13 protein-coding genes are annotated in these 12,518 nt (G+C 58.0%); 8 read left to right on the forward strand and 5 right to left on the reverse strand.

Features of this window, described 5'->3' with window-relative positions; all coding sequences use genetic code 11:
- Positions 1–109 precede the first annotated feature (109 nt).
- The gene (locus KBZ15_RS18645; RefSeq protein ID WP_396123421.1) at positions 110–229 is read left to right on the forward strand and encodes a DUF6444 domain-containing protein; all 120 of its coding nucleotides are present in this window, start codon (positions 110–112) and stop codon (positions 227–229) included.
- Positions 230–613: 384 nt separating this feature from the next.
- Here the strand turns inward: KBZ15_RS18645 and KBZ15_RS08345 are convergent, their stop codons facing one another.
- Positions 614–1,276 (reverse strand): hypothetical protein, encoded by a 663-nt coding sequence (locus tag KBZ15_RS08345; RefSeq protein WP_255014732.1) that lies wholly within the window; start codon positions 1,274–1,276, stop codon positions 614–616.
- 301 nt (positions 1,277–1,577) lie between these two features.
- Between KBZ15_RS08345 and KBZ15_RS08350 the strand changes: the two genes are divergently transcribed.
- From KBZ15_RS08350 to KBZ15_RS08360, 3 genes are all read left to right on the forward strand, one after another.
- Positions 1,578–2,780 (forward strand): tetratricopeptide repeat-containing serine protease family protein, encoded by a 1,203-nt coding sequence (locus tag KBZ15_RS08350; protein WP_255014733.1) that lies wholly within the window; start codon positions 1,578–1,580, stop codon positions 2,778–2,780.
- A 108-nt stretch (positions 2,781–2,888) separates the two neighbouring features.
- The gene (locus KBZ15_RS08355; protein ID WP_255014734.1) at positions 2,889–4,415 is read left to right on the forward strand and encodes a tetratricopeptide repeat-containing serine protease family protein; all 1,527 of its coding nucleotides are present in this window, start codon (positions 2,889–2,891) and stop codon (positions 4,413–4,415) included.
- A gap of 38 nt (positions 4,416–4,453) precedes the next feature.
- The gene (locus tag KBZ15_RS08360) at positions 4,454–4,822 is read left to right on the forward strand and encodes a hypothetical protein (RefSeq protein ID WP_255014735.1); all 369 of its coding nucleotides are present in this window, start codon (positions 4,454–4,456) and stop codon (positions 4,820–4,822) included.
- A 1,132-nt stretch (positions 4,823–5,954) separates the two neighbouring features.
- Here the strand turns inward: KBZ15_RS08360 and KBZ15_RS08365 are convergent.
- Positions 5,955–6,308, reverse strand: a complete 354-nt coding sequence (locus KBZ15_RS08365; protein ID WP_255014736.1) for a hypothetical protein — start codon at positions 6,306–6,308, stop codon at positions 5,955–5,957.
- A 390-nt stretch (positions 6,309–6,698) separates the two neighbouring features.
- Here KBZ15_RS08365 and KBZ15_RS08370 point away from each other — a divergent pair, with 390 nt between their 5' ends.
- The 4 genes from KBZ15_RS08370 (at position 6,699) to KBZ15_RS08385 (ending at position 10,290) form a co-directional block, all read left to right on the forward strand.
- Positions 6,699–7,256: a hypothetical protein gene (locus KBZ15_RS08370; RefSeq protein ID WP_255014737.1), complete on the forward strand. Its 558-nt coding sequence runs from the start codon at positions 6,699–6,701 to the stop codon at positions 7,254–7,256.
- A gap of 88 nt (positions 7,257–7,344) precedes the next feature.
- Entirely contained in the window at positions 7,345–7,917 is a 573-nt protein-coding gene (locus KBZ15_RS08375; protein ID WP_255014738.1) for a COP23 domain-containing protein, read from the forward strand.
- Positions 7,914–8,768, forward strand: coding sequence for a serine protease (locus KBZ15_RS08380; RefSeq protein ID WP_255014739.1), 855 nt, complete (start codon positions 7,914–7,916; stop codon positions 8,766–8,768). Before KBZ15_RS08375 ends, KBZ15_RS08380 begins: the two co-directional genes overlap by 4 nt.
- 16 nt (positions 8,769–8,784) lie before the next feature.
- On the forward strand, positions 8,785–10,290 hold the full coding sequence (locus KBZ15_RS08385; protein WP_255014740.1) for a serine protease: 1,506 nt from the start codon (positions 8,785–8,787) through the stop codon (positions 10,288–10,290).
- A gap of 5 nt (positions 10,291–10,295) precedes the next feature.
- Here the strand turns inward: KBZ15_RS08385 and KBZ15_RS08390 are convergent, their stop codons facing one another.
- The 3 genes from KBZ15_RS08390 to ilvB all read right to left on the reverse strand — a co-directional run.
- Entirely contained in the window at positions 10,296–10,502 is a 207-nt protein-coding gene (locus KBZ15_RS08390) for a GIVxVP protein (RefSeq protein ID WP_255014741.1), read from the reverse strand.
- Positions 10,499–10,852, reverse strand: a complete 354-nt coding sequence (locus KBZ15_RS08395; RefSeq protein ID WP_255014742.1) for a hypothetical protein — start codon at positions 10,850–10,852, stop codon at positions 10,499–10,501. Before KBZ15_RS08395 ends, KBZ15_RS08390 begins: the two co-directional genes overlap by 4 nt.
- The coding region (gene ilvB, locus KBZ15_RS08400; protein ID WP_255014743.1) for a biosynthetic-type acetolactate synthase large subunit at positions 10,852–12,518 on the reverse strand (1,667 nt) is incomplete at its 5' end. The genes ilvB and KBZ15_RS08395, both read right to left, overlap by 1 nt.

A 12,518-nucleotide genomic window follows, 5' to 3' on the forward strand; every position in this document is an offset into this window, starting at 1 on the left:
TCAATTACCCGCCAACCGGCCCCAGCAAAAGCGCGGCCCACCCCCCTGCCATGGCAGGGGGGTGGGGGCTCCTACCCGCCTACGTAATTGACGCGACCCGCCTACGTAGTTGACACCGGGCAAGCAGCTCATCGTTCAGCTGTTTGCACTGGCCGCCCTTGTCGCCCAGCTGGAGGAGCAGAGAGGTCGCAGCTCGCGTAATTCCTCCAAGCCGCCCTCCAGTGATTGACCCGGCCAGAGGGATTTGGCGGTGGTGCTGGTAGTGGCAGCACCAAAGCCAGGCGCGTTGGGTTGCGCAGTCGTCGCGGCGGCCAACATGGGCACCCCTGCCATCGCCGCAACCTGCTGCCATCGGAGCGTTGTGATCAGGTGGCCCATGGCAGAGCCGTCCCGCTCGTTTGGCGAACGCTGGAGCATCCCACAGCGCCAGTGTCAGCACTGAGGTCTCGATTGCTCGGCTGGAGACGGCCGATCAGCTCCTGGCTGATTTCTTTGCCATCACCCTGCTTGCCGATCGTGCATTCCCCGAGGTTCGAGCTGCTCGGCTGGTTCGATGGCATCCTTGCCTGAGGGAGAGGTGCAAAAAGGCTTTCTCTATCAGCTGCTGGCATCATCAAATATCTATGCTGCTGGCAGTTGACGAAGGTGATACTCCTTTCATCTTTTCGGCACGTCTTTGAAGTTGGCTTAGTGACGGAAGAGTGGATTTCGAAATCCCCTCGCTAACTTCTAGTATCTGAAATAATTCCTGCCTCGAGCGTCTATGGTTATTGGAAAGAGTGGTGCGAGGTGACATAATAGATCCAAGCTTATTTTGTGATTTCCGCTTGTCGCAGACAGGCACCTCCAGGCTTTCAAGCCAATGCTGGTTCGTGAGGGCCGCTAGAATAACTTCTGTTGCTACCAAGATGAGTTTTGGGTCGGCGGTTTGAAAACCATGAGTAAGCCGATGTCGTAGAGGTTCTATAGAGAGTAGAACCCTCCAGGTCTGGCCACTTTCCCCTCGCCATTGGCTCGGTTCTGTCAATCCAAGTCGTAACAACAGCCAGACTGCGCTTTGCGTGCTGCTCAGTCTGACGATCTTCAGAGCGGCGTCGGCATCATTAATCAGCCATCCTTGCTTGTGGATGATCACCCTTATGAAGCGTGTTCTTAAGGCTTCCCATGCGCACCAGGCAGCCAAAAAGTTGGCTATAATTTGCCCAATATCATGTCTCTCATTACGATGTCTGACGATGCACGACTGCGTGAGGGAGACGATGGCTGCCGGATTCATAATCGGTAGTCACGCTATGGGATTCAATATTAAAAGGGCATGAAGCCCATGCGCCTCACATGATCCTGCTTCACCCACCCCGCCGAGCAGGCTGCCCCGAGCCTATCGGCTGCCTGCTAGTGAAAGGCCAGGACTCCGTTGAACTTTATTGTGTAATGATAGGTTTGCTATGGTCAAATTACAAGCTAAGATACGTCGCTTATCTTCTTTAGTCGCGGCTCTGTTCCTTCCTGCCGCTCAACCCCTGCTTCTGAGTGCAGCCATTCCCACATCTGCAATTCTGCTAGTCCAGGCACCCGCCATGGCACAGAGTGCAGAAGCAGTTGCCAAGGTTGCCCAGACCATCACCGTTCGTATAGAAGGCGCCACCCAGGGCTCCGGTGTGCTGGTGAAGCGTGATGGCAACCGCTACACCGTGCTGACTGCCTGGCACGTGGTGAGCGGGCAGCGCCCTGGAGAAGAGCTGGATATCTACACGCCTGATGGGCAAAGGTACAAGCTAGAGCAGGGAAGCATCAAGCGGTTGGGACAGGTGGACATGGCAGTGCTGACCTTTACAAGCTCAAGCTCCTATGAAGTGGCATCAGTTGGTGATGTAAAAAGCGTGAGTAGTGGCAGCAGCATCTATGTGTCGGGCTACCCGTTGCCGACTTCTGCGGTGCCAAGTCGTGTTTTCCGCTTTATGAAGGGCGACGTGATTGCCAATGCGATGGTTGCGATACCTGACGGATACCAACTGCTTTATGACAACCAGACGTTGCCAGGTGTTAGTGGTGGCGCTGTGCTCAATGCTCAGGGGCGGCTTGTTGGCATTCACGGCAAAGCAGAAAAAGCAGACCAAATCAGTGAAAGCAGTGGCAAGGCAATCGCAACTGGCACCAATCAAGGCATGCCTATTAGTTATTATAAGCAATACGCTTCTGGCGAAGCTGTTACTACTTCTTCCGCCCAGGCGCTCACGGCTGATGACTACCTTGCCCAAGCCAAGGGGTTATCAGGTAAAAAAGGAAGCGAGCAGGAGGTCATCAGATTGGCAACCCAGGCTTTGGCAATCAGGCAGAGTGCAGAGGCGTATTTCAATCGTGCTTATGCCAAGAATGACTTAGGCGACAAGCAAGGAGCAATTGCTGACTACAGCCAAGCGATTGCCATCAATCCGCAACTTGCTCAAGCCTACAACAACCGCGGCAATATCAAGCGTGATTTAGGCGATAAGCAAGGAGCAATTGCTGACTACAACCAAGCGATTGCCATCAATCCTCAACATTTTAAAGCCTACTACAACCGCGGCAATGCCAAAGATGACTTAGGCGATAAGCAAGGAGCAATTGCTGACTACAACCAAGCGATTGCCATCAATCCGCAACATGCTAATGCTTGGGGTGCTCGAGGGCTTGCGAAGTTACAGCTTGGTGACCGATATGGAGCTTGTGAAGATACGCGCAAGTCCGCATCACTTGGGTCGCCCGTTGCGCAAAGATATCTTCCGAAGGTGTGCCAATAACCTCCATAGCCACCACGCCCCCTTCTCAGAAGTAGTGGCGCTTGAGCGCCAAGTATGTGAAAAGTCTATGTGCGTCTTAGGTTTGCTCGAGCCATTGACCAAGCCACGATGCCCCGCCTACCTGCACTGGTCGCTGCAGTGCTCCTCCCTGTCTCACAACCGCTGCTGCTGGGCACTACGGTCTTCAGCGCCACCCTGCTGGTTTCCCCTGCACCAGCCCAGGCACAGAGTGGAGAAGCAGTCGCCAAGGTCGCTCAAGCCATTACGGTGCGCATTGAAGGTGCCACCCAGGGCTCGGGGGTGCTGATGCAGCGCGATGGCAACCGCTACACCGTGCTCACCGCCTGGCATGTGGTGAGCGCTCAGCGCCCGGGCGAGGAGCTGGCGATCTACACGCCCGATGGAAGGCCGCATCCACTGGAAGCAGGCAGCATCCGCCGACTGAGCAATGTGGATCTGGCGGTGCTCACCTTCTCCAGCACCATGGCCTACCAAACCGCTCGCATCGGCGATCGGGGCAGTGTGCAGATGGGTGGAGCCATTTTTATATCGGGTTTTCCGCTGCCGAGCACGGCAGTTCCCAGCCGACTGCTCCGCTTTCTTGATGGCCAAGTGATCGCTAATGCACAGGTTGTGATCCCCAACGGCTATCAACTGCTGTATTCCAACCCCACACTTCCCGGCATGAGCGGCGGCCCTGTTTTCAACAGCCGCGGCGAAGTTGTGGGCATCCACGGCCAGGGTGAAACGGATGCGCAGATGAGCGAGCAACAAGGCGTTGCCGTGAAGACCGGCACCAACCAGGGCGTGCCGATCGCCTACTACGCCCAGGCCATGTCTGCAGCCAGCGGTAGTGCACCAGTTGACGTCGCCACCGCCACCGCCAGAACTGCGGATGACTATCTGGCCCAGGCGTGGCTGGTAGGAACCAAAGGCCAGGACCAAGAGATGATCCGGCTCTCCACCCTGGCACTGGCACAGCAGCAGAGTTCATCAGGTTACTTTTTACGCGGTCTCGCCAAGATAGGCTTAAAAGACATTCAAGGAGCAATTGGCGACTACAACCAGGCCATTAGTATCGACCCGCGCAATTCAAATGCTTACATTAATCGCGCCGTTGCGAAGGATCGCCTTGGCGATTACCGGGGGGCAATTTCTGATTATGATCAGGCCATCAGTATCAAACCGCGCAATGCACGTGCTTACGCTGCTCGCGGACACACGAAGGGTCGCCTTGGTGATTACCGAGGGGCAATTGCTGACTTTGATCAGGCCATTGGTATCAACCCACGCAATGAATATGCTTACAGTGAGCGCGGAGCCGTGAAGCGCCTCCTAGGCGACACTCGGAATGCAATTGCCGATTTTGATCAGGCCATTAGTATCAAACCGCGCAATGCAATTGCTTACAATAATCGCGCAATCTTGAAGGATGAGCTTGGCGATTACCGGGGGGCAATTTCTGATTACGATCAGGCCATCAGTATCGAACCAAGATTTGCATCTGCTTACACTGCTCGCGGACTCGCGAAGGGTCAGCTAGGTGACCGAGACGGAAGCTGCAAGGATTTCGCAGCATCTCTTCGCCTGAGGTTTGCACGTGCTCAAGGCTACTGGGATAAGTTCTGCCAGTGATTTCAGCGCCCATAGTTGGCAGCATTGGCCTCTCTCCCTTGAATAGCAGTTCCAACTTCACTTACCGCGAATCATTGGCCATGTCAGTTCTTTATATGAACCCAGAGATTCAGTCTGCCATTATCTCTGCATTTGGATCAATCCTCTCCACGGCCATTGGCGCTGCTACTGCTAGCCTGATTGGGAAGCGCTTCTTAAAGCAAGAAAAGCTTAAGCAAGATCTCGAAGCTGCAATATCTGATATTGAGTTTCTTCTTCTTGTTGAAAAAGAGCACTGTACCGAAAGCAAAGAGAGATCTGGGCGCTCCAACTTCCAGACTGTTCGCAACCGGATTAGGGTCTATCACTCTTGGTCGGGGAAATTCACTCCAGGGCGAGCGAAGGGGCTTCGAGACTCTGCCAACTGAGGAGGAGTGCTATGTAATATGCAGCTTTAATTCTCGGATAACGAGCTCACCGCCGCCAGCAGCTAGCTCTGGATTTTATAGCTCCTCTCGCCCAGGAATTCTTGACGTGCGCTGGATTCAAGATGGTGGAGAATACCAGCTCATCTGCCAGGACCAGCAAGCAGCAAGCACACCAAATTGTCTTTAGAAAGCCACTCCCTCTGTGATGGCGGCAGCAGGGAGGTTTGGTCCGGCTGATATGGGCGAAAAGTCTTGTTCTTCTGCATGAGCCATTATCTCGCTCAGATCCATTGCTATGAATTGAATTTGGGTAGCTTTAGGGTTATCTTAGAATAGGCGTAGGAGGATTTATGCGTGACATTCATGTCGCCTACTCAAGCCGAGGGTCTAATGGAAGCCTGTCCCAATAGTTCTGGTGCGGTCCTCGCGCTTACGGTGGGGACCGGCAGGGACAGTAGGCCCCCTGCCCGGTGTCAACTACGACGCGCCCGCCTACCTAATTGTCGCCGCGCAGCCCCCCTCGGGCAGCCTGCCTGATATTGGGAGCTCTGATCCGCTAATTCGCTGAAACTGTTTTTCGAACTGAGCGTACTCACCGCTTAAGAGGTCAAAAAGCTCCTCCTGTGGGGTTTTCGCAAAATACTGTTCGAATACTTGATTCTAATTCTGTGGACTTTGAGCCTAGACTAATCTACCTAGAAGCAGGATTGAGAAGCCTAATCTGAGTGGCTTGATTGGGTTGACCTATTGCACATCCTGACAGCTTTATGTCTTTGGCTGGGTAGCAATAGTCTTTGTAAAAGCAAACAGCTGGGCCTCTGCTGGTCTGTATGTACTGGGTAGGACCAAAGGTCCTTTCTTCGAGATAGCCGCCGCCGGTCAAAACTCGCTCAGTGATCTGCGGAACGATCTTGCCTCGTGGCATGACAAAAGCCGGCCTGCTCCCTCCCTCAATCGAGGGGGATTGATTGATGAACTTTGCAATGCATTCAGCCTTTGCTGAGCTATTTTGAATGAGCATCGAAACCGCTCCGCATGCAATTAATATCATGAAGATATTTTCACTATCTTAATTGATTTTTTCAACTGTAGGCAAGGAAGCTTAGGGCGTCAAGCGTTATTGAGGGCCCAGCTATTCATTTTTTGATGTCGTTGCCTGGCTGCTCACCATGATGTTCAATGTCATCGCGGAAGGAGTTGGTCCGCAGATGCTCGCCTCATAGGGTGTGATACCTAAAGTCTGCCCCCACATCGCGTGAACCCTGAGCAGCGCAGACAATGCAGAGCCATCGGCGGCCGCCTTGCCGTCTACATCCGCCAGCAGGACCCTCAACTGCCCCAGCCGAAGGCGCTGCAGGCCGTTGCGGCTGATCTCGCGGCCGGAAACGGCGAGTTGGTCCTGCCGCTGAAGGATCTGGTCACCAGACCGGCGTTCCAGCACCTGGCCACCAAGCCCGGCAGTGGAGGCGGCTCCGTGGAGAGCCATGCCCTGCTGCAAGCAATGCAGGCAACCTTTGCCCCGCCTGTGATCGATGCACTGGCTGAGGTGCTTGCCGGCTTCCTCGACCTTCCCAGTGAGACGGTCCCTCAGCAAACCGCCCAAAAGGTTCCTATCGAACCTCTTCTTACTCCCTCCTCTCACCCCCAGACGAAGCAGCGACAGGGCCTGATTCAGCCACAGCCCCCAGTGCCTCAGTCACTGCCTGTGACTTCAGCTGCACGGCCTGGTCATCGGCTGTCCAAGCTGGTTGGCATCGCGGCGGTCACAGCCGTAGGCGCTGCCAGCGTGGGCGTGTTGGTCAAGATGCCCCCGTTTTGCGTCCAACTCGGCCTCTGCCCAACTCAGCAGGGCCCCTCAGCCACAATGCAAGCGCTGTTGGCCTCCCAAAATGCCGAACAGGAGCTGCGGAGGGCTCAGAGCTTGGAGGAATACCGAAGGGCCGTGGAGCAGCTGGAACGAGAGCTTCTCAAGCTCAGCGGCGACACCCTCACCCCAGAGCAGCAGCGACAGCGAGACCAGCTCCAGATCACGGCGCAGCAGGGCAGAACGACCCTGGCGCAGGAGGATTCCGATCTGGCACGGCTGGAGCGGGCAAGCCAGGCTTTGAACAATGCCGAAGAACGCGGTGGTGAGAAACTGGCCTCTCAGCTCAGTGCGGCCCGGCAGGAACTCGATGGCGTACCACCGCGCAGCTTCTCTGCGGCCGAGGCGAGCCGCTTGCGCGAGCGCCTCGATGCCCTCGCATCCAGACCAGGGAGCCCTGGTGGTGAAGAGATACCCTCAAGCCAGGGAAGCGGGCCAGCCGAAGCAGATCCGCCGCCGCAGCGAAGCTGGAGCCCGCCGCCGCCGCCACCGGCAAGTCAGCTGCCTCAGCCGTCAGCACCCGGGGGGGCGACTGGATCAACGCCTTACCGGGTCCAACCGCTGTTCTGAGCCGCCGCTATAACGCGCTGGCGGCCGAGTTGGCTTGACGGATGCAGGGGCAGGAGAATAAGATTAGGTATCTTTTATAGGCCGTGCAATGGGACGCGTTGCAGTTCTTGAAACACTGGCCGCCGCCTGCTGCGTCCTTGCTCCTGGCCTGACCCTCCAGCCGGCTGAAGCCGGGGTGAGTGCGCGTAGTTTTTTGTGCGGCAGCTCCTCTGGAGCACCTGCCACCAACGTGATGACCGGCGATGGCCGTCAGGTGCCGGTTATCCGCTGGACCAGCAGCGTGTTCAACGATGCGGGCTGGAGCCAGCAACGCCGCTGCCAGGAGGTGTCTTCCCGCTTTGATAGCTTCCTCAAGCAGGGCCGGCTCTCCTACATCACCACCGGGCGAATGAACGGCCAGCCGGTCATTTGCACTGCGCGCAATAAAGGGGGTGCCTGTGATGGGCTGCTCTTTACCCTAAAGCCAGGGCAAGACGCCACCTCCACCTTGAAGAACCTTCTGGAGATCCGTGTCAAGGCGCGCGGTCCGCTGAACGAGACCAACAGCCGGCTGTACGTGAGCCTCGATGAGCTTCTGAGCACCGCCCAGGCCAATGCAAGCAGCGGCGCCGCACCTGTTAGTTCTCCGGCTCCTGCACAGGGCAACAACGCCCTCTGGTGAAGACCCTTATCAAGGCACTCGGCACCACGGCTCTGGTGGTGTGTGCTAACTGCGCCCATGCGGACCCGCAACAACCCAGCAAACCCATCGTCACGGCGGCGACGAAGCGGCAGGCGGTGACGGTGCTGCTGCGTGATCCGGCAGGCAACCAACTGGGATCAGGGATTTTGGTGGGTAATGGGCCCGGCGGCCACTGGGTGGTGAGCAACCGTCACGTGGTTCAGCCGCAGAAAACTGTGTGTGTGGTGGGGGCGGACCGGAAGTCGACTGCGGCTTTGGTGCTGCCCGCCAGGAAAGGCAAACGCACCCAGGAGCTCGATCTTGCGTTGGTGTGGCTGCCGCGCAGCGGTAAAGATGCGCTGATGGTGGCGCCGCTGGCACCGCAAAGGCTGGATGCAAGCCAACTGCCGCTGGTGATCGCAGCGGGCTACCCGACGCAACTGCAAGCGAGCCCTGATGGCCCGCCCTACAGCGAAAACGAGGGCCTGCTGCTGCCACTCCTCAAAAAACCATTGGAAGGTGGCTTTGATCTGGCCTACACCGCAGCAGTGCAGAAGGGGATGAGCGGTGGTGGGGTGTTTGTTGGCGGAGAGCTGATCGGCATCAATGGCGCCCACGCCAATCCGCTGTGGCCAGGGGTATGGCGCGATCAGGGCGGTAAGGCGGTGGAAGAGCAGCTCAACAGCAAGCTGGAGCTGGTGTCACTGGGGATCTCGACCGAGGTGATCAAGGCAGAGCTGAAGGCTGTTGCGGTTCCTGGAGGCGAGCAGTTGAGCAGCCTGAGCGGGGTGGAGTGCAACTCTGCTAGGAACGAAGCAACGGAAAGGAAACCCTCACAACGCTCCTGGTAGAGGCACTGGAGCATTGATGGACTTGGCAAGACGGTTGGCAGGAGCAGGAGCTGCGGTACTGCTGCAGATGATGCTCGGCTGTGCAGTAGTAACGCTGGTGAGTGCGGCCACCCAGCAGCCAGCAGCGGCACAGAGCGCTGAATCCGTTGCCAAGGTTGCCCAGGTCATCACGGTCCGCATCGAGGGGGCTACGCAAGGTTCGGGAGTGCTGGTGAAGCGAGATGGCAACCGCTACACGGTGCTGACGGCTTGGCATGTGGTAGCCGGACAAAGGCCAGGAGAAGAGCTCGCGGTATATACATCAGATGCCCGCGCTCATGCAGTAGATAGCAGCAGCATCCGCCAGATTAATGGGGCAGACCTAGCTTCCTTGACGTTTGCAAGCGACGAAAATTATGCAATTGCCCGACTTGGACGTGGTCTAGAAATTAATATCGGCTCAAGGCTTTATGTGGGTGGGTTTCCATTGCCGACATCTGCTGTTCCCTCACGTCTTTTCCGATTTCTTGAGGGTCTCAGTATTGCCAGCACTTCCAAGGGCTCTGTCAGTGGATATGAATTGCTGTATTCCAACCCAACATTGCCAGGAATGAGTGGAGGGCCAGTGATGGATGCTAGAGGGCTGCTTGTGGGTATTCATGGCAGAGCTGAAACAGATAGCCAGCTCACCGAACAGCAAGGAGTAGCCGTGAAAACGGGATCCAATCAGGGCATACCGATTGACTTGTTTCAATCAGTGGAGAATTTCGCTAATAGTACACAAGTCACACCTCAAACCGTCAACAAACCAATCTCGCCTAATGTCGAACCTCTAAGCAAGGAAAAAAGTGAAAAAGGAGGTGCGCCTCAAGATTTGATAAATGATTTGACCCTCATAGCAGCTGTCAATAGTTGCGAACTTGCGAGAAACGAAGGCCTAGAGATCCAAAAAACATTAACCACATCAGCCAAGGCATCAACATATGTTGTCAACGCTAATTACAATGGGATCATTTCGGGAGCGGGAAAACTTGCGTCACAGCAGCTAGTCAATGACAGCCTTATAGCATCTACAGCCGAGGTGTCGCAGGGCTGCGGCTCCAAATTAAATCAGGCCGACCTTTCCTTTATAGAAGAAATAAAAAAACCGGCATTGTCAGCCGGTGTAGCCTTCTCCCCCGCATCCCGTTTTCGCAAATCTTCAATGGCTCCAATCGTTCGAATGAACGACCTGGCACTGGCCGCCGCCGTTAACGTGTGCGAGCTGGCGGGGGCGCGGAAGGTGCCGGCGCAGAACGCCGTGATCTCCAATGCCAAGGCGATCACCTACTTGGTGACCAGCGTCTACGGCAGCGAGATTGCCGGCACCGGCAAACTCGAAGCTTCCCAGATCGTCAACGGCACGATCGTGCAGATCGTCGGCCGGGTAAAGCAGGGCTGCTACGCCAAGATCACTGATGCTGACAAAAAATTTGTCGATGAGGTGATCGCCCAGTTCACTGCCCACAGGCTAACAAGCAGCAACCGAAGAAGTAGGCGCTAGCCCCCTCAGTCGTGATCGCCTGGCTCGGGGTCAGCCTCGGGCAACAGCTGGGCCAGCAGACCGGCTCCCATCAGCACGCCCCCGAGGGTTAGGGCCAGCATCCTGTTGCTGGCTGCTGGCCCATCACTCCAGACCCCCGCCGCCAGAAAGGCCCCTCCCAGCAGGAGGGAGGGCACAAGCACAATGCCCTTGGCCGTGCGGTTCAGGCTCATGGGCAGGCATCACCAGATCCTGCTCGCGGCTCGGCCAAGCCGGCCGCGAGCAGGCCGCTGCCTAGGTCGGTGGCCGCGGCCAGGGGCTGAACCCGGGCCAGCAGCACGCCCTGGTCCTGGCCCATAGGACGCAGATTTACCTTGGTGCGCCGAGGTGCGGCCTGACGCAGCCAGGCAATCGCCTCGATCTCGTGGTCAGCCGACACAGTGATGCAGGCCAGCTGAACCGTATAACTGCGATTTTGATCCCCGAGCTGGAGCAGACTGCCGCCCCGAACCTGCAGTATTTCCGCCGCACCTACGCCGGCGGGCCAGATCAGCAGAGCCACCAGCAGGGCGGCAAGAGCCATCACAACTTGGCACCGCAGCTGGGGCAGAACAGGTGGGCACTTTCGGTGGTGCTACCGCAGGCATGGCAGTGGCGACTGGTGTCGATCGCCAGCTCCGGATGGCTGGGCAAGCCCACCATCTGGGCATTGCTGGCCCCCGGTGGCACCATCGGGTAGCAGTTTTCATTGCGGCGCACCTTCACGTCGATGAAGGCAGGTCCGGGATGGTCAAAGGCCTCCTGAAGCTGCTGGCGCATGCTGGAACGCTCCTTGATGCAGACACCCCGCACCCCGAAAGACTCCGCCAGGGCCGCAAAGTCCGGCATGCCACCCGTCATCTCGGAGGCGGAATAGCGCTCCCCGTAAAAGCTCTCCTGCCACTGGCGCACCATGCCCTGCCAGCCGTTGTTAATCACCACCACCTTCACCGGCAGGTTGTATTGGCTGAGGGTGCCCAACTCCTGGATATTCATCAGGATGCTGGCGTCGCCGGCGACACAGATCACCTGCTCATCCGGGAAGGCGGTCTGCACGCCCATGGCTGCGGGCATGCCGAAGCCCATGGTGCCCAAGCCAGCCGAGCTGATCCAGCGCCTCGGGCCATTGTGTAGGAACTGGGCAGCCCACATCTGGTGTTGGCCCACATCAGTGGTGTAGAAAGCATCGGGAGCCAGCTCTTGCAGGGCCACCATCACCTCCTGGGGGGCTATCTCGCCCTCGGGGGCGGGCACCACCAGGGGATAGTTCTGCTTCCAGCTATCGATGCGCTGCAACCAGGCCTCGGTGCGGCCCTCCGAGCTGTCCTGGGCAGAGGCGGCCAGAAGGGCAGCGAGGGCGGCCTGCACATCGGCCACGAGCGCCACGTCCGGCAGGCGTGTCTTGCCCATCTCAGCCGCGTCGATATCGATGTGGATCACCTGGGCCCGGGGGGCGAAACCGTCCAGCCGTCCAGTGACCCGGTCGTCGAAGCGGGCACCGGTGGCGATCAGCAGGTCGCACTCGGTGACGGCAAAGTTTGCGTAGGCGGTGCCATGCATGCCGAGCATGCCCACCGACTGGGGATGCTTCTCATCGAAGGCACCCTTGCCCATCAAGGTGGTGGTGACGGGCAAGCGGAAACGCTCCGCCAGCTGCTTCACGGCGGCGTGGGCGCCGCTGCTGATCGCCCCACCACCCACGTAGAGCAGGGGCCGGCGAGCCTGGCGAATCAGGGCCAGGGAAGCGGCGACTGCCTCGGGATCGGGTTCGGGGGGCAACCTGAAGCCAGCCGGAATTGCCGTCCCGGGCGCCACAGGGGTGTAGTGGAACTCCTCAATCCCCACATCCTTGGGCACATCGATCAGCACCGGACCCGGTCGGCCCGTGGCAGCGATCAAAAAGGCCTCGGCCACAATCCGGCCGATGTCCCTGGGATCGCGCACCACCCAGGAGTGCTTCACGATCGGCAGGGTGATGCCAAAGATGTCAGTTTCCTGGAAGGCGTCGGTGCCAATCGAGGCCCGCGGCACCTGCCCGGTGATCACCACCATCGGCACCGAGTCCATCTGGGCGGTGGCGATCCCGGTGACCAGGTTGGTGGCGCCGGGGCCAGAGGTGCCGAAGCACACGCCCACCTTGCCTGTTGCGCGGGCATAGGCATCGGCGGCATGGGTGCCGCCCTGCTCATGGCGCACCAGGATGTGCTTCA

Source organism: Cyanobium sp. BA20m-p-22 (assembly GCF_024346275.1).
GTDB lineage: Bacteria > Cyanobacteriota > Cyanobacteriia > PCC-6307 > Cyanobiaceae > Cyanobium_A.

Coding starts and splice junctions, on each gene's coding strand:
- KBZ15_RS08345 (WP_255014732.1), bottom strand. CDS start 1,276: ATGAATCCGGCAGCCATCGTCTCCCTCACGCAGTCGTGCATCGTCAGA.
- KBZ15_RS08350 (WP_255014733.1), top strand. CDS start 1,578: ATGGCACAGAGTGCAGAAGCAGTTGCCAAGGTTGCCCAGACCATCACC.
- KBZ15_RS08355 (WP_255014734.1), top strand. CDS start 2,889: ATGCCCCGCCTACCTGCACTGGTCGCTGCAGTGCTCCTCCCTGTCTCA.
- KBZ15_RS08365 (WP_255014736.1), bottom strand. CDS start 6,308: ATGGCTCTCCACGGAGCCGCCTCCACTGCCGGGCTTGGTGGCCAGGTG.
- KBZ15_RS08375 (WP_255014738.1), top strand. CDS start 7,345: ATGGGACGCGTTGCAGTTCTTGAAACACTGGCCGCCGCCTGCTGCGTC.
- KBZ15_RS08385 (WP_255014740.1), top strand. CDS start 8,785: ATGGACTTGGCAAGACGGTTGGCAGGAGCAGGAGCTGCGGTACTGCTG.
- KBZ15_RS08390 (WP_255014741.1), bottom strand. CDS start 10,502: ATGAGCCTGAACCGCACGGCCAAGGGCATTGTGCTTGTGCCCTCCCTC.
- KBZ15_RS08395 (WP_255014742.1), bottom strand. CDS start 10,852: ATGGCTCTTGCCGCCCTGCTGGTGGCTCTGCTGATCTGGCCCGCCGGC.